The following is a 22,000-nucleotide window of genomic DNA, read 5'->3' as shown; positions in this document are numbered from 1 at the left end:
TTAATTTATTACTTTTATCCCTCAAATTTTAACCATGAAAAAAATAACACTGATAGTGTTTGGACTGATCCAGACATTTGCATTTTCCCAAACCCAGGATCTGACAACACTTGCCGCCGGGGATCACGTGGGAATGAATGCTCTATTCGATGATAAAGACAATCTTTACGGCTATGTTTCTCTATATTCTTACGGAAAATCCGGTGACAAGACCAAAAAGTTTGAGTATGTAATATTAGACAAAAACCTCAACCCTGTTGCCAATAAAGAGTTTGAAGGAGACATCACTGCCGCATCTTATTTAGGATATGTTGATTTTAAAGGGCAGATTATCTTAAAACCTTCAATGATGGATTATTCTCTGGTAAAAAGCAGAGAAGTATTTACTCCTGTTTCTATGGTGATTGATCCGAAGACAAACTCTATTACCAGAAAAATATATTATGACTATCTGGAAAACGGTACTTTCAAAGAAATCAACGAACCTAAGAGCTGGAAAGAACAGCGTAAGGAAAATCGTGATGAAAAAAAAGACAAAGGGTACAACTACGTTTCTGCCGTAGGTGAACTAAAAGAAGGCGGTTATTTTGCCGTAGAGTATAAAGATTACGGAAAGTATGAAAATAACAACAGCCTCATGAAATTTGATGAAAACAAGAAAGAGGTTTGGAGATATAAATACAATACTGACGGAAGCAAGAAAATTTATTCTACCCTATCTGTTCTGGAAAGAGATGAAAATTACATGTACTGCATCATGAAGAAAGTGAATGAAAAACAGAAAACATTCAGTCTTCTTGTTCTTGATATGAAAACCGGAAAAGAAACTTCCAATAAGCCGGTAACCGGGTTATCTGATGATACCATAGACAATATTGAATCCTTCTACTCCAATTACAGAAAGCTTGACAATGACAAAAATTTTGATGATAAAGTAGTTCTGCTGGGAAGAAACTATGATGATTCCGAATCAGTAGGATTTGCAAGAATGATGGTGGACAAGAAAAACTTTACGGCGGATACTAAAACAATCAATTATGAGCCGAATATCTCAGCTTTCCTTCCAAAAGTGAATAAAAACGGAATAGTAGAAAACGGATATATGCTTCAGACCAAAGACATGTATTTTATGAATGACGGAAGTGTAGGAATCCTGTCTGAAAAATATAAACCTGCAGGACAGTATAATGCTCCCAAAACCACAGACCTTGTTTACATCTACACAGACAAAGATTTCAAAGTGAAAAATGTACAGGTCTTTGAAAAAGAAAAATCAAAATGGGTAAACAGTGATTATCTGTTTTCTCAATACCTCAACGGAGGAAAAGACGTAGTATTTTTCTACCGCGACTATCAGAAAGATGAAGTAACCAAGCAGAAAAGGTGGAATTTGTTCATCAATACCATTATTGACGGAAAATTCAAACAGGAGATCATTCCTATTTCTGAAAAAGACAATTATGCGGTAACACCTTATGTAGGAAAAGAGGGCTATATTCTTCTTAGAGAGTATAACGAAAAAGAAAAATTTAATAAAATCCGTTTGGAGAAATTAAATTATTAGTATAAAAGAAGAATCCTGATGTGTCATCAGGATTCTTCTTTTACGTTTTGGCTAAAGCCAGTGGAATTTTTATTATTTTACAACGGGCTAAGCCCGTGTCTATTGATATTTCAATCATTGATAATAAATCAGTTTGCCCTTGCTATGGCTTCATTAGCCTGATAATAGTCTGCAATATTTTTTATTTCATCAAGACTTAGGTTCCACATAAAGTTCAGGAATTGCTGATAGCTTTCACTTTGATTCTTAGGTTCAATTCTATCCAGATACCGGTTCAGATTATAGTTTTTTCTGGCTTCATATATTTTGGAAAAGCATCTTCCCAACCAGCTTTTATAATATTTTTCTTCCTCTTCATCCTGCAAAAACTGCATAGCCGCATAAATCCCCTGCCCATAATCTTCTGAGTGGAAATAGTTGGGTAAAATTTCCATTCTTGCTGTTTTCTTTAATGTTACAAACAGGTCCGAAGGTTTTTCCGGAGCAATTGGACTTTTAAGTTCTGTAAACGTTTTTTTTAGCATCTCAATCCTTCTGGATACTTCAGGATGTGATGCGAGGGAATCTTTATTCAGTTTTTCTTTGTAGAAATTATAATTGTACAGTGAAAAGTCTTCCTTTTTCATCCATTTTTCGTTAAACGCCTGCTTTGGAAGATTAAAAAGTTTTTTATAGGTTTCCATCTTCAGTGCTCTAGGTGAAATGGTATCAAAATCCTGCAATCTTTGAAGCGCATTTACAAATTCTGCTTTCTTAAAATCGCTGTTTTTGAAAATGACATATCCTAAAGAATCTGCCTGCATTTCGCTTTGTCTTTTTTCCACCCCTTTTTTATACACTGTATTTTTAAAGATATCGAAAGCTTTCTGATTCTGACTCTGGCTTCGGCTTGTGGTAGTTGATTTGATATTCTCAACCAATACTTTATCCAATTTATCCTGTTCGATAATTTTTAAAAAGGTTTTCAGGGAATGTTCCTCTATTTTATGTCCCAGTTCATGGGAAATCACGGCTGCAATCTGCTCCTCATTATTGAGCCAGCTGTAAAGCCCCATATTGATTACAAACGTTCCGTCAGCAAGACAGTAAGCATTGGGAGTATTGTCTTTTGCGATCAGAATTTTCAAATCCTGAGGAATGGTTGGATTGTTCTTTTTAAGACGCTGAATCATAGACTGTATGCTGGCTTCAAATTCAGATTTAAAGATAAAATCCTTGTTCTTCACCTGCTTTTGAAAATCTGTTCCGAATTCTTTATAGATTTTGGATAATTCTGAGCCGGTTTTCCCGGAATACTGAGATTTTAATTTCTTTACAGTGGCTTCATTATTTCCTTCAAAACTCTTTAAAAAGGTTTTCCTCTGTATATAATCTGCAGTGTCTATCGGTTTATAAATCTGGGCCATTCCCATGATTGAAAATAGGAAGTACCCCAATACAATAAGTTTTCTGGTCATAGTTTTCATCAATAAGAACAAAAATAACTTATTTGCTCATTCATTTTAAATTTTATAGCCAAATTATTCTAAATTTGTTAAAGACCATTCATAAAAAAATGAGAATACTAAAGTACATGATAGGCGGAGCGGTAGTTGGTGCGGCAGCCGCTTATTTTCTGGGATATGATTATTTATTTAGTGGTATTTCCAAAACCTATCTTAAAGGAAAATCAAGTGCATCTATTGATGACGGAAATCTTTTCCCAAGCAATCCCATTGCCACAGAAGAACCCATACTCTGGGAAGAAGATCCGGATTACAACAAAAAGGATTTACCTAAATATTTAGTTGATAATTTAAAACATTCCAGAACAGCTGCTTTTGTCGTAATAAGGAATGGAAAAATTCTTCATGAGCGATATTGGGAAGGATATAATCAACTTTCACAGACCAATTCTTTTTCGATGGCAAAAGCAATGACTGTCATGTTGCTGGGAAAAGCATTGGAAGAAGGCATTATCTCTAATATTGATGAAAAATTCTCTGATTTTTATCCGGAATTTAAAAATAAAACATTCGGAAATCAGGTAACCCTTAAAAATCTGGCTCAAATGGAATCCGGGCTGGACTGGGATGAAAATTACAATAATCCGTTTTTACCCAATGCTAAGGCCTATTATGGGAAAAGCCTTGTAAAAGCTGTATTCTCAAGAAAATTTAAAGAAGAACCGGGGACAAGATTTGAATATCAAAGCGGCTCTACGCAACTTCTTGGTTTTGCCCTCAGAAAAGCTCTGAATAAACCATTATCGAGCTATTTATCAGAAAAATTCTGGATTCCTTTGGGAATGGAGCAGAATGCGAAATGGAGCACAGACGACAATGGTATGGAGAAAGCTTATTGCTGCATTCATTCCAATGCAAGAGATTTTGCTAAACTCGGGCAGCTGTTTCTGAATGATGGAAAAGCCGGGGATCAGCAGATTCTCAATGCTGACTTTATTGAACAGATGAGAACTCCAACAGAAAAGTCTGAAAACATTTATGGAATGGGGCTTTGGATCAATCATGACAACCCTATCAAACATTATTATTTCCTGGGATTACAGGGGCAGTATATTATTATGGTTCCGGAGCACAATATCGTTATTGTAAAAACCGGAAGTTACTCCAACAACCCTAAAAATGACAGAGGAAGACCTGATCAGGTAAAATACCTCGTGAATGAAATTGTACAATTATTCCAATAAATGCTATGGAAAAATACAGTCCGAAAATAGATACCTATATTGAAAAATCACAGGATTTTGCTAAGCCTATCCTGCATTATATCCGTGAAACGGTTCATGAATTCTGCCCTGATGCTGAAGAAACCATGAAATGGAGTTTTCCTCATTTTATCTATAAAGGAAAAAACCTGTGTGCTATGGCTTCCTTCAAACAACACTGTACTTTTGGATTCTGGTTGGAAAAGGAAATGAAAACCATGCAGGAGATAACTCAGAATATTGAGAAGAATTCAATGTTCAGCTTAGGAAAAATAACAGGAATGGAAGATCTTCCCTCCAAACCTCAGCTGAAGAAAGCAATAAAAGAAGCCATGGAACTTACGGATATGGGTGTCACAATGAAGAAAGCCTCACCTTCCAAAACAGAAATGGAAATTCCGGATTATTTTCAGTCTGCTTTACATGCTCATCCAAAGGCTTCGGATATTTTTGAAAAGGCTTCACCATCATTCAGAAAAGAGTATATTGCATGGGTTACAGAAGCCAAAACAGAAGCTACCAGAAATAAAAGATTGGAACAGTCTTTGGAATGGATAGCGGAAGGTAGAGGCCGTAACTGGAAATACCAAAAAAAATAAACACAAAAAAAACACAATGAAGAAAAAAATTATTCTCTTTTTCTTCCTTATTATTTCGGTTTCTACATTCTCTCAGGCAATTGATTTTGAGAGACAGTATAAATATGCCCGTACTCTTTCATCCAGGAATCCGGACAGTTCGGAAATCGTTCTGAATAAGATTATAGATTCAGCGCAGAGAAGAAATCTCCCTGAGTTTCTTGCTAAAGCTTATTATTTAAAATCATTCAACAGTTATTTAAAATCTGATGCTGAAAAAAGTCTTGATTTTGCAGATAAAGCCCTAAAAATATCTACCCAAAATGATTATGCTATCGGGAAAGCTCTGGCTTACAGAATGCAGGGAACCCAATATGCAAAGCTCGGATTGCTTAAAGAATCTTCTACAAGTCTTCGCAATGCCCTGTCTGAAGTAAAAAATAACAATACAGAGGAAGGACATGAGCTGAAAGGAATGATCTTTAATTCTTTTTTGATCCTTCTCAATAAGAATCAGTATAAAGAAAAAGAGTTGTATTCTAAAAATGCCATTCAGGAATTTCAGAAGCTTAAAAATACAGCCCGGCGAAACGAACTGCTGATCTCCGCTTATACCAATATGGGATATAATTTATCGGAAGTAAAAAAATTTAAAGAGGCTAAATACTATTTCGTAAAAGCCCTTTCTTTAGTAGGAGAAAACAATCATTATCTGCAGTCTAATATTCTGAATGATATTGGGTTCTCATTATCGAAACAGAATAAACCGGACAGTGCTGTGATTTATTATCAGAAAGCACTAGCTATTGTAGATCAGTATGGCTTCAATGAAAAAAAGATTGAGATCACGAAAAACCTTGAGGAAGCCTACACTCAGCTTCATGATGAACCGAATACGGTGAAATATAAACTTGAAAATCTTAAATTAAAAGACAGTATCGCTTACAACAAAGCAATGGCGGTCAACAAAACCTTATCCAAAAAAGAGGAAAGTTTTGATCAGCAGCTCAATAAGAGCCATTCCATTTCGAAAGGGCTTATTATAGTGTGTCTTGGCTTAATCATTGTTTTAGGGATTGTCATTTTTAACAGCATTCGTCTCCGCAAAAAGCATAAAGAAGCTGTTGCCAAAATTTACAAAGAAGGTATTTCTCCGGTGGTTTATGAAGAAGACCCCCAGGAAGTTTCTGATGATATCCAAAATAAAAATACCTCTACTCCCACAGAAATAAAAATTTCACCGGAAGTAGAGGAAAACATATTACACGGATTAAAAATATTTGAAGAAAACCTTGAGTTTAACAACAAAAATATTTCACGTTATAATCTTGCAAACACCCTGAATATCAACACAAAATATCTTTCAGCGGTTATTAAGAAACATAAGAAATTCAATTTCAATCAATACATTAATCACCTGAGGATCAATTATATTGTCAACCAACTAAAAAACGAACCGCAGTACAGAAAGTACAAGATTAATCACCTTTCTGAAATCACGGGATATTCTTCTCACAGTGCTTTTTCTCTTGAATTCAAGAAGATCACAGGGCTGCATCCGTCTGCATTTATCAAAACACTGGATGAAATCTCCTGACTACTGTTCTGCTATTGTCAAGTTATTATAGCCGCCGGTGTTATTTAATGAAAAATTGGCAACGATTGAATTATTTAAATTAAACCAGATGTAAGGCATCAGTCTCTGCCCTGCTGTCATGTAAAATGAGGCGGTACAGTTGCTTCCTGCATCAATATTTCCTACACTGTTTGAAGACATTGTATTAACACATTTTACCGTATTTACAATATTGGTAACCGCTAATCCCGTTGTATTGTCATAAAGCTGCCAGATCGCTTCTATTTGAATAGGATTTAAAGGATCCGTAGTATAATTAATTGCTAATGGAGCAAGATCTGTTGTGAAAGAAGCTACATAAATTCCATTGCGGGGTGCAGTAAAAATACCAGTGGCAGCATTAAAACTCGTGCCGGAATTACTTTCAAAAGTTTTACTCCAGTCTACAAGATAGTTACTTGCTCTGTTTTGTAATCCTGCAGTAATTGTCGGAATAGACGGAGTTGCCAGCTTTACATTATTATTGGTTTTGGCTGCAATAACGATTACTTTATTATTCGTGGGTTGTGCGGTGAGCAAAGGAAGCCATTCATTTCCATTAGAATATTCCACTCCATTGTTATAACGCACTGCTCCTTCATCAGCGGCAAGTGCAGTGAGTGAAGAAGCTCCAAAGCCAATGGCTCCGTTTCCGGAATTTCTGGCATCAACTTTCGTAACCGGGACGAGCGTTCCCACTCCTATTTTTCCGGTGCTGTTCACAAGAATATCATTACTCTGCTGGGCCGGGGTAAATGTCGGTCCTGAAACCGGATTATCTTTTTGTCCATCAGTATGCAGGATACCCTGTGGATTTGGAGTATTGATTCCAATCTGTGAAAAAACACACTGGAAGCTTAAAGTCATTAAAATCAGTAAACAATTTTTTTTCATCATCTTTCTTTTTATAATCCGAAAATACTTAAAGAAGTAAGTGTAGCATCAGTATCCAAAGTTTTTGAACTTCCCAGTTTCTGATTCAGACTTACGGTAATATTATCCCCTTGATTCAGGTTAAAAATTCCTGAACAATTCCCTGCAACACGGTTTCCAATGGTATTGGTTCCGGGGTAACTTCCTACACATTTGAACACTTTATTGGTAGTGGAAGATGTTGAATTGGTTTGGATTAAAGTTTCATATCTTGAATCATTCGCAATACTTCCCGATGCTAATGAAAAGGTAAAGGATACAATATACACTCCTGTTTTTGAAGCAGTAAAGGTTCCTGTGCCAGCATTGAAGCTGCTATTCACATCCGTTTTTTTAGTCCAGCCGGTAACAGCGGTCTGCACGCCATCAGTAAAGCTTTGTACCGAAGAGTTTTCTGCGTCTACAAAATCATTGGATATTTTATGAGCCAGTGTAATCCATGAAGTTCCGTTAGAATAGCTCAGATCCTGAGTTCCTGAGTTATACCTCAACGCTCCGGCCTTTGCTGCAGAAGCAGACTGTGAAGTTCCTCCAATTCCGATTGCATTTAAACGTTCATTGGATCTAAGGTCCAGTCTGGTTTTGGGGGATTTTGTTCCTGCTCCTACATTTCCGGTGGGAGTAATAACTACATCATCATAATAACTGGAAGGTATTGAGACATTTGTATTTTTCTGTCCATCTATATGCACCGTTCCTTCCGGGGCAGACATATTGATTCCTATCTGAGCGTGCATCCACATACCGCAGCAAATGAATAAAGCCAGTTTTAATTTTTTTCTCATATCAAATGTGTTATTGTTCTAAAATAGAAAGGTTTACAAAGCCATAATCATTACTTGCAGAAGTAAGATCTGTTCTTAAACTTAGATTGCCATTATAAACAGACTGGTAGATATAAGGCTGAAGAGTGTCGCCTTTATTCAGCTGAACTCCGGCAACACAAGAACCTGCAACTTGTGCCTGTTTAGAATTATTCGAGAAAGATTTCACACATTTCTTAACAGTATTGCTTCCGTTCACAACATATCTCGCTTCCGAGAAATAGCCTGAGGCGATAGGGATTCTTACGAAATCATAGGTAAAAGAGACAAGATACACTCCGGTTCTTGGTGCTGTAAAAATACCTGTTCCGGGAGTGAAGTTTGCTGTTGGATCAGAGATTTCCGTCCATCCGGTAATACCCGTAGAAACCTGATAGGGAACTTTAACGGCGAAATTCGCTGCCTGAAGATTGGCTACCACTACAGCTTTGGTAGGAGAAGAAATAAGATCCTGCCATACAATACCATCTGAGTATTGCATCTTTCCGCCATTCAGCGGGTTATATCTTACAGCACCTCCACCTGCTGATGAGGCTGCCTGGCTGGTCTCTCCTATTCCGATTGAATTATCTGTGTTAACTGCTGATCGTGCATCTATCTTAACAGCAGGAGATAATGTTCCGATTCCTATTTCTCCTGTGGAAGTTATGACGACATCGTTGGCTGCTTGGGCTGCGGAAGGAATTCCGGATGTCGGATTATCTTTTGCCCCATCCACATGGAAAGTGGTTTGAGGGTTTGAGGTATTAATACCAACCTGCGCTTTTGAGTAACTTATTGTAAAGCACAAGGAAATCAGTATTCCCTTCATCCAAATACTTAGATTTTTCATTTGATCTGTGGTTTTTAAACGTGTACAATTCTCGGTCAAAGATAAATGCAAAAGCACATCGCATACAATAGCTGCCCTTAGACCAAAAACACATAACCAACTGATAACAAATCAAATAAGCCTTTACTTTACATTGTCAAAATACGGAATTTTACTATTTAAAATAAAACTACCGTCCTATTTTGTGGGAAATTTTTATAGGATTTTTACTTTTTAAAGAAAATTATTATTCCGAAAACCTATTTAGAAAAAAGATTGAAGGTCATGAATAAGTTCACCATAGGATTTATTTTCTCCTGATTTCAATATTTTACCTGTCTCGAATTCTTCAATAATGATGTCATAGTAATTACTTTTAGGACAGTGAAATGTTGAAATATAGACAACAATATTTTCTTTCTGTAATCCTAAAGCTGTAGTATCGCCATCCCAATAATCAACTATCTCATATCCGAAAAAATTTTCCCGGGACAATTGCTTTAATAAATTATTGATTTCAGTCGTTTTATTTTTCATTCAGAAAGAAAGACGAAAAATAAGCAGAATTTTTGAATGAGGAATAGCTTTAATGAAATCTGAAATTAGCTTCCGGCAAGGTATTTTTTTTCAGGAAAGCCTCATACTCCGGAGATAGCTTTGCACGTCCGAAAGTATTCTCACCGCTCATACTACCAAGACGCACTTTATCCTTACCATATTTCCTGTTCATGGCATCCATAGCTTTCATCACGGGAAGGTGCTGGTTTTGTATATCTTCTTCAAAAAGACCGATCTGTCTCTGATCTTCGGGAACAAAATCATTCACCATAACTCCTGCTCTTTTGTAATGAAACCCGTCTCTGTAAATGGCTTCAAAAAGTTCATTCACCACTCTTCCTATTAAAATTGATGAATTGGTAGGATTGGAAAGAATCCGGGTCATTGCATTTCTGTATTCAGGCAAATCTTTCCTAAAACGATTGGTCTGTACAAAAACAGTAATCATTTTACAACAGGTATTCTGCTTTCTTAATCTCTCTGAACAATACATTCCAAAAGTTTCTACCCTTTCTCTTACTTCTTCTTTTTTCGCAAGCATCTGCATAAAACTTCGGGTAACAGCTATGGATTTTTTAGGCGAAGGAGAATCCAGCTCCAGCTGACGAATCCCCTTCAGTTCATTGATCATTCTTACTCCATGAATTCCCATAATCTTCCGAACCCATATTTCAGGTTTCTGAAGAAGATCCCAAGCTTTATAAACACCATTGTCATTCATTTTGACGGCCAGCCTTCTTCCGATTCCCCAAACATCTCCGATATTAAGCCATTTCAATGCCTTTTCAATTTTTTCAGGAGTATCCAGAATATAAACTCCACTAAAATTATCCGGAAAATCTTTTACAATTCTATTCGCTACTTTACATAAAGTCTTAGTGGGAGCAATTCCGATACTTACCGGAATATTTTCTTTCTCATTAATCTCATTTCTGATCTTAAGACAATATTCATACATATCAATGTATTTAAATCCTGTCAAATCAAGAAAAAGCTCATCAATACTGTAGACTTCATGATCAAGAACATAGGATTTGGCAATATTGATGACCTGCTGGCTTTTATAGTTATAGAGTTCAAATTTTGCAGAAAAACTTTTTACATCATGTTGTTGAAAAAGCTCCTTGTACTTGAATGCCGGAGCTGCCATAGGAATTCCCAGATCTTTTGCCTCTTTACTTCTGGATACAACGCACCCATCGTTGTTGGAAAGAACCACAACGGGTTTGCCCTCAAGATCAGGATCTAAAGTCCTTTCACAGGAAACAAAAAAGTTATTACAATCTACGAGTGCATACATGACAATTGTACAGAAAATATCTCTACAAAATTAGAATTTTTAAAGAATAAAATAAGCTTTTAGACTATAATTAACATCATATTTAACAGTCTGAAAAACAAACGAATGAAATTTTTAAATGCGACATGTTTTGTCGTATTAGCATTATAATTTCGCTCACAAAAACATTTTATCTAATCCCTTTTTATAGTCTCAATAATACCTGAAACAGCCAGGTTGAACACAGTAGAATTTTTAATAAAATTAAATAAAACACGTCAAGTTCCGTCGCTTCTGTTCTATACTTTTGTTATCATACAAAATAAGAAATATGGACAAAGTAACCTTAGAACGAATTCAGAAACTTCACCCGATGGTAAGAGATGAAGTAAAGCAAATTATACAGGAATGTGATGAAGCTCTTACCGGGAGAGCCAGGATACGGATCACTCAGGGACTAAGATCTTTTGAGGAGCAGGAAAAACTGTATGCGATCGGAAGAATTACTTCAGGAAAAAAGGTGACCAACGCTAAGGCAGGACAAAGCATCCACAATTATGGTCTTGCTGTAGATATCTGCCTGATGATTGGCGGTAAAACAGCAAGCTGGGATACGGTAAAAGACTGGGATAATGACAAAGTTGCTGACTGGTATGAGTGTGTAAAGATCTTTGCCCGTCATGGCTGGGACTGGGGTGGAAACTGGAAAACATTCAAGGATCTTCCGCACTTTGAAAAAAAGAGTATTCCTTCTAAGAAAGGACCTGTAAAAACCAGCTGGAGGACACTATTGAAGATGCCGAGAGATAAACAAAATTATGTTGTTTTTTAATTTTTATTAAAAACACACAAACAAACCTAACTAACTGATTTAAAGCTCTATTTTTTAATAAAATTAATTAAAATCATTTATAATACGACAAGTTCTGTCGCTTCCTCCATCTATCTTTGCTTTATAAGAAAACACCAAAGCAATCTTTATAATAAGCTGAAACCAATAGACATTTTTTCGAAAATCTATTGGTTTTACTTGTCTAAAGCTGCCAGATGTTTCTTAAAAAAAATGAAAAAATAACATGAAAAAGACAACCATTCTTTCTTTGGACGGGGGCGGAATAAGAGGAATCATCACCTGCATTATTCTACGCTACATAGAAGAACAGCTCCAGTATTATGATAAGCCCACGGCAAAGCTTGGGGATTATTTTGATCTGGTGGCAGGCAGCAGTACCGGAGGTCTGATTGCTTCTATTATTCTATGTCCCGACGAAACCCGAAAAGCAAAATATTCTATTCAGAAAGGATTAGAATTATATGCGGAAAAGGGCGGCGATATCTTCCAGGTTTCCTTTTGGGAAAAACTGGTTAATCCATTCGGATTATTGAATGAAAAAATTCCACAGGAATCTCTTGAAAGGAATTTAAATGACTTTTTTGGAAATTTAGAATTAAAAGAATTAATAAAACCATGTTTAATAACAAGTTACGACATTGAAAACAGAAGAGCAAAACTTTTCAATTCATGGAAAGCCAACCTCAGCACAGATAACTTCTATGTAAAAGATATTTGCAGAGCGACTTCAGCTGCTCCAACATATTTTAGTCCGGTACAGATCAAATCGATGTATGGACAGATCTTCAGCCTGATTGATGGAGGAATGTTTGCTAATAATCCCGCTCTTTGTGTTTATGCGGAAGCGAGAAAAATTCCTTTTGCAGAAGTTTTGAAAAATCATCAGAAAGCCAACCATCCGAGTGTAAATGATATGATTATTGTTTCTATCGGAACAGGAATTGAAGCCAGACCTTATCCTTTTAAAAAACTTGAAAAAGCTGGGAAAATTGGCTGGGTAAGCCCTATAATTGATATTTTAATGTCTGCCAATGCAGAAACAGTAGATTATCAGCTGGAGCAGATGTTTCAGACGCTAGGTTTGAGAAATCAGAAAAACTATTACCGTGTGAATCCTTCACTGAAAAACGCTTCTCCTGCAATGGATAACGTAAGAAGGTCTAATATTGAAAATCTGATACAGGCCGGATTAAGCTATATTGATGATAACAGAGAAATCCTGAATCAGATTGTTCAAAAACTCATCAGAAATAAAATATAAGCTTTAAACCTTATAACCAGCCAATATAAGCTTTTAAGATTATATTTTAAAATTAGTTTTTAACACGTCAAGTTCTGTCGTTTTGCCCCATTACCTTTGGAGTATTAAAGACACTAAACAACCATCTATAAAAATTTAAAAAAGCTATTGAATTCAACATGCAATTATGCTGAACAGCCTGAAATATGTTCAAAATATAACCAAGACATCAGAATACAAAACATGGAAACACCAGATCACAAAACAGATATACTCTTCGATGAAAACCTCTATACTATAGAATGGAGCGATATCGAAAATGCCGAGATGGATTATGAAAACTATCTCAACACTATTGAAAAATGCTGGAGAGAAGATTTTGAGGAAGATACTTTTTAGATAAAAAATAAAACACGACACATTTTGTCGCATTAACCGCATATATTTGTCTTATAAAACTTTACCCTGAAACGCAGTTCTGCTGCACCCTAAAAAAAAGAAATGAAGAAAGATTTTTATTTGACAAGATATGCCTTAATTATAAAAAGATTAGAAAGTTCTCCAGCTACCTATTCCCAGCTGGAGGACTATCTTTTAAACTCTTTTGAATTTCAGGACGCTGAGATTAAGAGCTACTCTATCCGTACTCTGCAAAGGGACATCCGGGAAATTTCCGATCTTTTCAATCTTTCCATTCACAACAAGAAAAAGGGTGACAACCGATACTATATTGAGAGCCGCCCCATTATGGAAGTGGATGAATATAACCAAAAACTACTGGAATCTTTTCAGGTGAGTAACGCTCTGAATCTTCACCCTGATTTTTCAGATTTTATCTTTTTTGAAAGCCGTAAGCCAACCGGTGTGGAACACTTTTATGACCTGTTCTTTGCCATCCGAAATAAAAGGGTTGTAAGTTTTGAACACTACAATTACAAAAACAAACTGATGACGTCCAGAAAAGTTCATCCTTTAGCCTTAAAAGAATCCAAAGACCGATGGTATCTTATTGCTATTGATACAAAAGATAAAGTTTTAAAATCCTTCGGGCTTGACAGAATCAACTATCTTGACGTAGCCAAAAATCAGTTTAGAGAGAAGTATAAATATAATTTCAGAGAGCATTTTAAAAATGCATTCGGAGTGATGAATCTGGCTGAGCAGAAACCACAGAATATTGTATTGAAATGCAGCCGTCATCAGGGAGAATATATCAGAAGCTTCCCTCTTCATCAATCACAGAAAGAGACCAAAGAAACTCCGGAAGAAATTTATTTTGAGTTCTTCCTTCATCCTACTTACGACTTTATGCAGGAGATTCTTTCTTTCGGTAAGGAAGTTACAGTTCTTGAACCTAAAGGTTTAGTTGATGATATCCGTAACCATTTGCAGGAATCCTTAAACCGCTATCTTGAAAGCTGATTATAAAAAATATATTTCATATTTTTTGTTATATTTACATAAATATACCCTTATTGAAAACTTTATTTGTTGGCATCAGCTGCTTTATCTCCACCTTTTTTCTGGCACAGCAGAAGGAAGAATTCCGGCTTGTAAAGAGCTATTACAACCAGCACAGAAATATGCTGAATAAAGAGTTCAAAAAAAAGTTTGATGCTGAATCAAGTACAGATAAAAAGGTGGCAATAAAAGGAGATTTTCTCTTTTTTATGAAAAAGATGGACAGCATTGAAAACAATGCCTTGATTGGAGCTTTATTAAAAGTAAGAAATCTCGAAGACCTCCAAACCATCAAAAATCCTAAATTAACCTCTGTGAAATTTTCAGACGCAGAAAAGATTGCAGATTATCCCGGAGGACTTAATTCTTTGAGACAAGAAGTTGCCAATCTGCTATACGTTGATGGCGTCTATTCTGTAGAAAAAATGATAAAAACAGATGTTGATTTTATTGTAGAAAAAGATGGAACGGTCAGCAATGTTCATGCACAGGGCGATAATTTCACTTTCAACAGGCAGGCGGAAATTGCATTATATTCTCTGGCAGAAAAGTTTTCTCCCGCAATGATAAAAGGTGATCCTACGACCTACCGTTTTAAACTTCCTTTAACTTTAACGATAAACGACTAAATGTTTACTGACGAATATTACATGAAAATGGCTTTACAGGAAGCAGAAGCCGCTTTGGAAAAAGATGAGGTTCCTATTGGATGTGTAGTGGTTTCCAATAACCGGATTATCGCAAGAGCCCATAACCTTACGGAAACACTGAATGATGTTACCGCTCATGCAGAAATGCAGGCCATCACCTCAGCGGCAAATTTTCTTGGAGGGAAATACTTAAAAGACTGTACTCTTTATGTAACGATGGAGCCTTGCGTAATGTGCTCAGGTGCACTTTCCTGGTCTCAGATCTCAAAAGTAGTGATTGGTGCACGGGATGAACAAAGGGGTTTTATCAATAAAAATCTTTCCCTGCACCCGAAAACAGAAATTATTACAGGCATTATGGAAGCCGAATGCTCTTCTATTGTTAAAGATTTTTTTAAAAGTAAAAGATAAACCCTTCCATTGAAGAAATTTGATTTGTGTCTTTATAGACTTTAACCCTCGTCTAAGGGTTTGGAAAATAATAATAGTATAAAAAGCCGGAGAAAATTAAAATATCCTCCGGCTTTTGTTTTTATAGAATCAGGAATCCATATTCCTTACAATCAGTCTTTATAAATAGTGTATCTTACTATATCAAAATATTCTCCGTCTTTCTTTATTTCCTGTTTTAAAACAGCTTCCTGTTCCATTCCTATTTTCTCCATTATTCTTCCGGATGCCGGATTGTGAAGAAAATGAGTAGCAAAAATTTTATTGAAACCCAGGTCATTTAAACCAAAATCTACGATTGCTCTTGCGGCTTCTGTTACATATCCTTTATTCCAGTAAGACATTTCTATCCAATATCCCAGCTCTGCTTTATCATCATCCCTGTCATGCAGCCCGATAGCACCTATGATATGTCCTTCTTTATTCCGGATAGCAAAAGTATATCCTGTTTTATTATCAAAAGCTTCTTTTGACATTTTCAGCCATGATCTGGCATCATTTTCAACATAAGGGTAAGGAATATTAGAGGTAAGATCAGAAAAAATCCTATGCTGAAGATATTCAACAATAAAAGGAATATCTTTTTCTTCCAGTTGAGAGAGAATAAGTCTTTCCGTTTCTATGATGGGAAATTTTTCCATTGTATTAAGGTTAAAGTTGAAAGTTAAGATAGTACTTGGGCTGAAACCTGCTTTAATATATTATAAATCTTTCCCCAGGAAATAAAGACCTTTCAATGTGTGAAGTCTGTCCATCACATGAATCTTATCTGTAAGAGGTTTATAGACATGGGAAACCCCTCCTGTCGCTACCACGAAACACTCGTCATTCACCTCTTCATTGATGCGATTCACAAAACCTTCTACCATTCCCAGGAAACCATACACCATTCCGCTTTGCATACAGGTTACCGTATCCAGCCCCAAAACAGATTTCGGTTTTTTCAGTTCAATGTCCGGAAGCTGTGCAGTCTGGTTGATCAACGAATTTAATGAAGTAACAATTCCCGGAGCGATAATCACTCCCAAAGTCTCTCCTGTTTCTGCTACACAACTGGCTGTAAGAGCAGTTCCGAAATCGATGACAATTTTTTTCCTGTTCGGATACAGATTGTGTGCTGCCACAAGATTTGCATAGATATCTGTTCCCATCTGCTTGGATTTTGCCTGAACGCCTGAAGGGGTTGATCTATCAACAATCACAGGATTAGTTCCGTGAATTTTCTTGATTCCCGAGCTCATTACTTTGGTAAGCTGCGGAACTACAGAACCGATAATTACTTTATCAATTTCTGTTGGTTCAATTTTATAGGTTTGATAAAGCATCAGCATCTGTACATAAAGTTCATCTGCCGTTCTGTAAGGTTTTGTATTGATTACCCACGAAATATCACAATTATCGCCATTGAAAAGACCAAATCTGATATTGCTGTTTCCTACGTTGATTACGATTGAATTCATTGACATATTTTTCAGAAGAAATTCTTGATTTATGATTGAAATTCCTGCTTGATTTTGAGGGATTAAATTTAATCATTTTTATAAAAACAAGCTCTGAATCTCTTATAAATTAAGTCTATCTTTAAAATAAATCCACATCAACATTTACCAGCTACCTCTTTCTTTAAAATAAATAGCGCAGAAATAAAATTTCCGCGCTATTTATTATATTATTTTGTATTTATTATTTTACTTCTACAAAATTATTCTCCATGTTTATATCTGCAATTCTCTGGCTGAAATCAATTCCCAAAACAGATAACTGAGATTTGGTGTAAGGAATGGTAAGGGTATATTCTTTTTGGGTCCAAGGCCAGTAAGGCGCTGTTTTAAGATCTCCATAAATATCCTTTTGTTTCCATGTATGCGTCATATTCAATGGTATCTGATAAGTAACAACTTTTTTATCCGTTGTCATCACTCCAAAATCTATCGGCATTGGAACCTGACCGTTGTTGATTAAAGTAATGGTTGTAGATTTCGCATCATATTTTACATCTTTAATCCCGTAATCAATCGTCTTTGTCGTATTGATCCAATAATTATGGAACCATTTCAGATCCATCCCGGAAACTTTCTGTGCAATGTGAAGAAAATCTCTGTCTGAAGGATGCTTCATGCTCCATTGATCATAATATTGTTTCAGGGTTTCCGCAAGGTTCTGCTCTCCCATAATGTATCCAAGCTGTACCAGGTATAATTCACCTTTTACATAAGATGCATATGTATAAGCTGTACCGTTATCATGGTGATCCCCTAACCAAACGGCAGGTTCTTCGATTCCTTTTTTAATAAAGCTTCTGTAAGCATCAAGTGTTTTGGCAAATGGATTCGGCAGGTCTTCAGGGAATAGCTGATACATGGTATACCCTTCCGCATAGCTTGTGAAACCTTCATCCATCCATGGACGTACAGATTCATTGGTAGCTAACATCTGCTGATACCATGAGTGAGATCCTTCGTGTGCCATTAAACCCATTAAATCTTTAACGCTTTTTGCTTCACCTAAAATCATGGTACACATTCCGTATTCCATTCCTCCGTCACCTCCCTGAATGAATGCATAAGTAGGATATACATATTTTCCAAAGTGACTATTCATGATCTGGAAATATTTGGTGATATAAGGTTGTGATTCTCCCCATGCCTTCGTTTTATCATTTTTCTGATAAACCAGATATACTTTTGGACCTTCCGGAACATTGAAGCTTTCTACAGAATAATCTCTGTCTGCACTCCATGCGAAATCAAGAATATTTTTTGCAGTCCATTTCCATGTAACCTTATTATCTTTATCTACTACAAGCAGACTTTTAGTTTCATATCCTTTCACGCCTTTAGGATTTTGAAGGATACCTCCTGCTCCTACAACATAATCTTTGTTGATTTTAATCGTAACATCAAAGTCAGAGAATGGAGCGTGGAATTCTCTTCCCAAATAATCAAAAGTTGCCCAGCCGTCATAATCGTACTCAGCAATTTTTGGATACCACTGCGTCATTGTCATATCTACACCTTCCCTGTTATTTCTACCGCTTCTTCTGATCTGTTGAGGAATCACAGAATCCCAGTCCATTGTAAAAGTAGTTGTAGAGTTTGGTTTAATTGGCTCTGCCAGATAAACTTTCATAATGGTTTCCTGAACTTCAAATTTCAGATCTTTTCCATTTTGTTTAATCCAGTGGATATTCTGAGCTCCTTCCTGATCTTTTGGAATGGAAGCCAGCCTTGAAATACCGTCTTTCTGCAGCCTTCCGTCACCATTCTTGCCTTGGGAAGCCACTCTTTGATCCATCATGGAATTAGGTTTGAAAGCGTTCCAATATAGATGGAAATACACCACATTCAGCTCATCTGGTGAGTTGTTGGTGTATTCTAAAGTCTGTTTTCCCTGATAGGTAAATTTTTCAGCATTGACATCAATATCCATCTTGTACTTCGCAGCCTGCTGATAATAAGCTCCTTGCTGAGCCTGAAATTGTGAAATGATAAACGCAAAAATGATTGCAGCCGATTTTCTCATTTAAAATTTTATTTTTTTTAAAGGTAGGTAATTTAAACAAGACCCTCAAATAGGAGTTATTTTGAGATTTTATTCTGTTTAATATGGTTTTAGATGAATTTTAATCAGAATTGTTAAATTTTTTAGAAAGCTTTATTTTAACTTCACCATTTAAAACCTTGGCATGGTGAAGTTATTTTAGAAGTATTTTTACTGGTCCTTCAATAGTTTTTTGAGTAAAGTAATCTGTCCCAGATGATAGTAGCAGTGTTCAATCATTCCATCGATATTTCTTTGGTAGGTTCCGTACTTTTCATCTACAAAAACCTCATCAAGTTTAGTATCAGGCATCTGTTCCAGTAATGTTGCAAATTTTTCAGAATCCATCCATAGTTTATGTAACAACCCCTCCCATTGCTCCTGAGAGTCTATAGAAGGAAGATCAAAACTGAATTTATCTTTGATTTCAAGATCACCTCCTTCAAAAACATTGACAATGCCTGCAATATAATAATCAATGTGAAAAGTGAGCATAGCAATGGTATTTAAAGAATCTATCTTTTTTACTGCCTGTTCCAAGGTAACATCTGAAAGCTGGTCTTTAAAATTGGTATTGGCAATCCAAAGGCCATCAAACAGTACTTCTCTGAATCTTTTTGATAATTGTGATACTGAACTCATAAGCTGCTATCTTTTGTTTTTTGAAGATATACAATGTAAGAATTTTTTACAACAGAGCCTTGCCAAGGTGTAAAACCTTGGCAAGGCTCTCTCAAAAACAAAAAACCTCAAATGCAAAATACACCTGAGGTTGATATTATAAATATTGAATTATAATTATTTTTTCGCAGAAACTTCTTTCTTTCCGCTTCTTAGAATCTTTTCAAGGATTCTTAAAGTAATCAGATAAGTTGGTTTTACTCCTGTAAGACCTAGCCCTCCTGAAGAAAGTGTACTTCCTGTTTCCAGCGGATTATCAGAAGCATAATAAGCATACATTACAAACAGATCCGGTGAAATATGGTGTCTGATCTTTGAAGCTACCTGAATCGCTTTCTGATAATGTGCTCCTTCCATTTCAAGCCCAATCGCTTTCCAGGAAGTATTCATAAAGTAGGATAAGATATCTCTGTTTTGCAGTGAAGTTCCCAGAACAGTAATCATTGGACCTTCAAAAGCTTTTAATTCATCATCTTTGAAATCTTCCAGCTTCAATGCATTCTCAAATGGATAATTGTCTGCAGTTCCTTCAAAAATATGAGAAGTAGGAATCATAATATCTCCTTTTTCTCCTGTAAGAATTCCCGCTTTACCCATGATAGAGACAGATTTCACTTTCATCATATAGATTTCTCCTTTATGTTCAAAAGGTCTTAAAAGCTCATCCATTACCTCAAAAGCCTGCTCTCCGAAAGCATAATCAAATACCATGATCACATCATCTCCTGTAAACTTACTGTCTGCAAACGGTGTATTCTTCAGATCTGTTTTGCTGAGGTCTATAATCTGAACATCTATATTACTTCCGCTTTTATCAGCGATATGAATCATCCCTTCATCCAAAGCGTATTTTGAAACTTTATCACGAAGTTCTTTTTTGTTCGATATCTCTTCATATAGTTTATAATCCACTTCATGATGCTGTTTCTTTTTAAGAGCATTATTAGCGTACAGCATATTTTTCACCGAGTGCATATTGGCAGAAATAATATGTAAAGGTCTCATATGAAGATCATTTTCAAATAAAACCTCTTTCACTTTATTCGCCCATTTTTCACCAAAATAATGGTGACCTACTCTTTCCTTTAGTATAGAACTGAAATGAATTTCTCTCTCTCTACTTCCTTTTGCATCATCAAGGCTTACTTTCCCTAAGTTGTAAATGATTTTGAATAAACGGTCAGGGTTATGATCGTCACCAAAAGTATTATATGCTCTTAAAGTTTCATCAAATGATCTTCCGATTAAAGAAGAAAGATGAATAAGTGCCACTTCTTTTTCTTTTCTGCTGAATTTCTTTTCCCCTTTCACAACCTCTTCGATAATCTTAAAGGCACGTGTCGGCTTCCAGTTTTCATCTTGGATAAATGCCAGGTTGCGGATTTTATCAGCTTCTATAAACAGGAATGTCAGGTGGGTAAGAATGTCATAAATTTCGGAACGTCCCAAAAGAACTTCAATATTCATCTGGTGTTCGTCTATTCTATAACAGTTTCTTCTTCTTTTCTTTGGAACAATTGGTTCGAAACTTCCTTTATCAAACCCTTCATCTGATGTAAGATGAATAAAAGCACATTCCTCAATTCCTTCCGGAAGTCTGTCCAAAACATACATCAACCCGTCAAGTTCCAATTTGCTTGGAATATTCATGGTTCCATAAATTTCCGGATTGATGGTCTTTAACAAACTTCTGATACTCTCTCCTGAAACTCCTCCCGGCTTGAAAAACCCTCTATAAAATAAGTGTCTCATAGAGATGTATAGTCTTTCAATAGCCTCTGTTGTTTCTCTTGCTCTAGAATTTGTCATAAAATAAATTTCACACAAATATACAAAATCTCCGCTCAACTTATTTTAACTATCTTTTAATAAGTTGTTTAAAACCTATAGATAAGCGGGGTTTATTTGGGAATCCTTTGACTTGTTATATCATTTTGTCTGATACTTATTGTGGTACTACTTTGGTCCTTTCCTGTATTTGTTTTCTATTTCTCTTTCATCTTTTTATTTATTTCAGAAAAAAAATCAAGAACTAGTCTAAAATAATTGTAATTTTAATGGTATACAATTCCATTATTATATCGGACTGTATATTCTCTTTTCGTACAGCTAAAGTTAACATCTCTGGTTTTTCAAGCCTGCGAATGTTAACTTTTAACCAAAATTCACAAATTCACCCTAACAAAAACACCCAAACAATTGTTTAATTTGTATAAATTTTCAAAACACCCCTAAAATTTTTAGGGTTAAAATATT

General features: G+C 35.8%; 21 protein-coding genes. 10 read left to right on the top strand and 11 right to left on the bottom strand.

Features of this window, described 5'->3' with window-relative positions:
• The first annotated feature begins 34 nt into the window (after positions 1-34).
• Entirely contained in the window at positions 35-1,564 is a 1,530-nt protein-coding gene (locus LC457_RS01820; protein ID WP_223598367.1) for a hypothetical protein, read from the top strand.
• A 128-nt stretch (positions 1,565-1,692) separates the two neighbouring features.
• Here LC457_RS01820 and LC457_RS01815 read toward each other — a convergent pair whose 3' ends face one another.
• On the bottom strand, positions 1,693-3,021 hold the full coding sequence (locus LC457_RS01815) for a M48 family metalloprotease (protein WP_223598366.1): 1,329 nt from the start codon (positions 3,019-3,021) through the stop codon (positions 1,693-1,695).
• Between the two features lie 98 nt (positions 3,022-3,119).
• Between LC457_RS01815 and LC457_RS01810 the strand changes: the two genes are divergently transcribed.
• Genes LC457_RS01810 through LC457_RS01800 form a run of 3 tightly spaced genes read left to right on the top strand, consistent with a single transcriptional unit; the run spans position 3,120 to position 6,446 of the window.
• Entirely contained in the window at positions 3,120-4,253 is a 1,134-nt protein-coding gene (locus LC457_RS01810; protein ID WP_223598365.1) for a serine hydrolase, read from the top strand.
• Positions 4,254-4,258: 5 nt separating this feature from the next.
• Positions 4,259-4,870, top strand: a complete 612-nt coding sequence (locus LC457_RS01805; RefSeq protein WP_223598364.1) for a YdeI family protein — start codon at positions 4,259-4,261, stop codon at positions 4,868-4,870.
• A gap of 16 nt (positions 4,871-4,886) precedes the next feature.
• Positions 4,887-6,446, top strand: a complete 1,560-nt coding sequence (locus tag LC457_RS01800; RefSeq protein WP_223598363.1) for a tetratricopeptide repeat protein — start codon at positions 4,887-4,889, stop codon at positions 6,444-6,446.
• On the opposite strand, the gene LC457_RS01795 is transcribed toward LC457_RS01800, so the two are convergent.
• The 5 genes from LC457_RS01795 to LC457_RS01775 form a co-directional block, all read right to left on the bottom strand.
• On the bottom strand, positions 6,447-7,358 hold the full coding sequence (locus LC457_RS01795) for a hypothetical protein (RefSeq protein WP_223598362.1): 912 nt from the start codon (positions 7,356-7,358) through the stop codon (positions 6,447-6,449). It lies immediately after the preceding gene.
• A gap of 11 nt (positions 7,359-7,369) precedes the next feature.
• Positions 7,370-8,182 (bottom strand): hypothetical protein, encoded by an 813-nt coding sequence (locus tag LC457_RS01790; RefSeq protein ID WP_223598361.1) that lies wholly within the window; start codon positions 8,180-8,182, stop codon positions 7,370-7,372.
• A gap of 10 nt (positions 8,183-8,192) precedes the next feature.
• Positions 8,193-9,053 carry a complement C1q domain-containing protein gene (locus LC457_RS01785; RefSeq protein WP_223598360.1) on the bottom strand — a complete coding sequence of 287 codons (861 nt, stop codon included), beginning with the start codon at positions 9,051-9,053 and terminating at the stop codon, positions 8,193-8,195.
• 243 nt (positions 9,054-9,296) lie between these two features.
• Positions 9,297-9,569: a hypothetical protein gene (locus LC457_RS01780; protein ID WP_223598359.1), complete on the bottom strand. Its 273-nt coding sequence runs from the start codon at positions 9,567-9,569 to the stop codon at positions 9,297-9,299.
• A 49-nt stretch (positions 9,570-9,618) separates the two neighbouring features.
• Positions 9,619-10,890, bottom strand: coding sequence for a Y-family DNA polymerase (locus LC457_RS01775; protein WP_223598358.1), 1,272 nt, complete (start codon positions 10,888-10,890; stop codon positions 9,619-9,621).
• 310 nt (positions 10,891-11,200) lie between these two features.
• Here LC457_RS01775 and LC457_RS01770 point away from each other — a divergent pair, with 310 nt between their 5' ends.
• From LC457_RS01770 to LC457_RS01745, 6 genes are all read left to right on the top strand, one after another.
• A complete protein-coding gene (locus tag LC457_RS01770; RefSeq protein WP_223598357.1) occupies positions 11,201-11,701 on the top strand; it encodes a M15 family metallopeptidase in 501 nt (166 codons plus the stop codon).
• 244 nt (positions 11,702-11,945) lie between these two features.
• Complete coding sequence (locus LC457_RS01765) at positions 11,946-12,983, top strand: patatin-like phospholipase family protein (RefSeq protein WP_223598356.1); 1,038 nt, start codon at positions 11,946-11,948, stop codon at positions 12,981-12,983.
• Positions 12,984-13,205: 222 nt separating this feature from the next.
• Positions 13,206-13,361: a hypothetical protein gene (locus tag LC457_RS01760; protein ID WP_223598355.1), complete on the top strand. Its 156-nt coding sequence runs from the start codon at positions 13,206-13,208 to the stop codon at positions 13,359-13,361.
• A 102-nt stretch (positions 13,362-13,463) separates the two neighbouring features.
• Positions 13,464-14,384: a YafY family protein gene (locus LC457_RS01755; RefSeq protein ID WP_223598354.1), complete on the top strand. Its 921-nt coding sequence runs from the start codon at positions 13,464-13,466 to the stop codon at positions 14,382-14,384.
• Between the two features lie 53 nt (positions 14,385-14,437).
• Positions 14,438-15,052, top strand: a complete 615-nt coding sequence (locus tag LC457_RS01750; protein WP_223598353.1) for a hypothetical protein — start codon at positions 14,438-14,440, stop codon at positions 15,050-15,052.
• A complete protein-coding gene (locus LC457_RS01745) occupies positions 15,053-15,484 on the top strand; it encodes a nucleoside deaminase (RefSeq protein WP_223598352.1) in 432 nt (143 codons plus the stop codon).
• A gap of 152 nt (positions 15,485-15,636) precedes the next feature.
• On the opposite strand, the gene LC457_RS01740 is transcribed toward LC457_RS01745, so the two are convergent.
• From LC457_RS01740 to LC457_RS01720, 5 genes are all read right to left on the bottom strand, one after another.
• Positions 15,637-16,164, bottom strand: a complete 528-nt coding sequence (locus LC457_RS01740) for a GNAT family N-acetyltransferase (RefSeq protein ID WP_223598351.1) — start codon at positions 16,162-16,164, stop codon at positions 15,637-15,639.
• 60 nt (positions 16,165-16,224) lie between these two features.
• The gene (locus tag LC457_RS01735; RefSeq protein WP_223598350.1) at positions 16,225-16,983 is read right to left on the bottom strand and encodes a type III pantothenate kinase; all 759 of its coding nucleotides are present in this window, start codon (positions 16,981-16,983) and stop codon (positions 16,225-16,227) included.
• Between the two features lie 223 nt (positions 16,984-17,206).
• Entirely contained in the window at positions 17,207-19,045 is a 1,839-nt protein-coding gene (locus LC457_RS01730; RefSeq protein WP_223598349.1) for a M1 family metallopeptidase, read from the bottom strand.
• Between the two features lie 189 nt (positions 19,046-19,234).
• Complete coding sequence (locus tag LC457_RS01725; protein ID WP_223598348.1) at positions 19,235-19,705, bottom strand: DUF1572 domain-containing protein; 471 nt, start codon at positions 19,703-19,705, stop codon at positions 19,235-19,237.
• Positions 19,706-19,861: 156 nt separating this feature from the next.
• Complete coding sequence (locus tag LC457_RS01720; RefSeq protein ID WP_223598347.1) at positions 19,862-21,553, bottom strand: hypothetical protein; 1,692 nt, start codon at positions 21,551-21,553, stop codon at positions 19,862-19,864.
• Positions 21,554-22,000 lie beyond the last annotated feature (447 nt).

The sequence above is a fragment of the Chryseobacterium sp. GVT01B genome, assembly GCF_019970045.1.
GTDB lineage: Bacteria > Bacteroidota > Bacteroidia > Flavobacteriales > Weeksellaceae > Chryseobacterium.
The sequence above is the reverse complement of the archived record's forward strand: the minus strand, read 5'-3'. Positions and strand labels throughout refer to the sequence as shown.

Excerpts from the sequence above, each read along its gene's own strand:
- LC457_RS01820 (WP_223598367.1), top strand. The coding sequence starts at position 35 with ATGAAAAAAATAACACTGATAGTGTTTGGACTGATCCAGACATTTGCA.
- LC457_RS01815 (WP_223598366.1), bottom strand. The coding sequence starts at position 3,021 with ATGACCAGAAAACTTATTGTATTGGGGTACTTCCTATTTTCAATCATG.
- LC457_RS01810 (WP_223598365.1), top strand. The coding sequence starts at position 3,120 with ATGAGAATACTAAAGTACATGATAGGCGGAGCGGTAGTTGGTGCGGCA.
- LC457_RS01805 (WP_223598364.1), top strand. The coding sequence starts at position 4,259 with ATGGAAAAATACAGTCCGAAAATAGATACCTATATTGAAAAATCACAG.
- LC457_RS01800 (WP_223598363.1), top strand. The coding sequence starts at position 4,887 with ATGAAGAAAAAAATTATTCTCTTTTTCTTCCTTATTATTTCGGTTTCT.
- LC457_RS01795 (WP_223598362.1), bottom strand. The coding sequence starts at position 7,358 with ATGAAAAAAAATTGTTTACTGATTTTAATGACTTTAAGCTTCCAGTGT.
- LC457_RS01790 (WP_223598361.1), bottom strand. The coding sequence starts at position 8,182 with ATGAGAAAAAAATTAAAACTGGCTTTATTCATTTGCTGCGGTATGTGG.
- LC457_RS01785 (WP_223598360.1), bottom strand. The coding sequence starts at position 9,053 with ATGAAAAATCTAAGTATTTGGATGAAGGGAATACTGATTTCCTTGTGC.
- LC457_RS01780 (WP_223598359.1), bottom strand. The coding sequence starts at position 9,569 with ATGAAAAATAAAACGACTGAAATCAATAATTTATTAAAGCAATTGTCC.
- LC457_RS01775 (WP_223598358.1), bottom strand. The coding sequence starts at position 10,890 with ATGTATGCACTCGTAGATTGTAATAACTTTTTTGTTTCCTGTGAAAGG.
- LC457_RS01770 (WP_223598357.1), top strand. The coding sequence starts at position 11,201 with ATGGACAAAGTAACCTTAGAACGAATTCAGAAACTTCACCCGATGGTA.
- LC457_RS01765 (WP_223598356.1), top strand. The coding sequence starts at position 11,946 with ATGAAAAAGACAACCATTCTTTCTTTGGACGGGGGCGGAATAAGAGGA.
- LC457_RS01760 (WP_223598355.1), top strand. The coding sequence starts at position 13,206 with ATGGAAACACCAGATCACAAAACAGATATACTCTTCGATGAAAACCTC.
- LC457_RS01755 (WP_223598354.1), top strand. The coding sequence starts at position 13,464 with ATGAAGAAAGATTTTTATTTGACAAGATATGCCTTAATTATAAAAAGA.
- LC457_RS01745 (WP_223598352.1), top strand. The coding sequence starts at position 15,053 with ATGTTTACTGACGAATATTACATGAAAATGGCTTTACAGGAAGCAGAA.
- LC457_RS01740 (WP_223598351.1), bottom strand. The coding sequence starts at position 16,164 with ATGGAAAAATTTCCCATCATAGAAACGGAAAGACTTATTCTCTCTCAA.
- LC457_RS01735 (WP_223598350.1), bottom strand. The coding sequence starts at position 16,983 with ATGAATTCAATCGTAATCAACGTAGGAAACAGCAATATCAGATTTGGT.
- LC457_RS01730 (WP_223598349.1), bottom strand. The coding sequence starts at position 19,045 with ATGAGAAAATCGGCTGCAATCATTTTTGCGTTTATCATTTCACAATTT.
- LC457_RS01725 (WP_223598348.1), bottom strand. The coding sequence starts at position 19,705 with ATGAGTTCAGTATCACAATTATCAAAAAGATTCAGAGAAGTACTGTTT.
- LC457_RS01720 (WP_223598347.1), bottom strand. The coding sequence starts at position 21,553 with ATGACAAATTCTAGAGCAAGAGAAACAACAGAGGCTATTGAAAGACTA.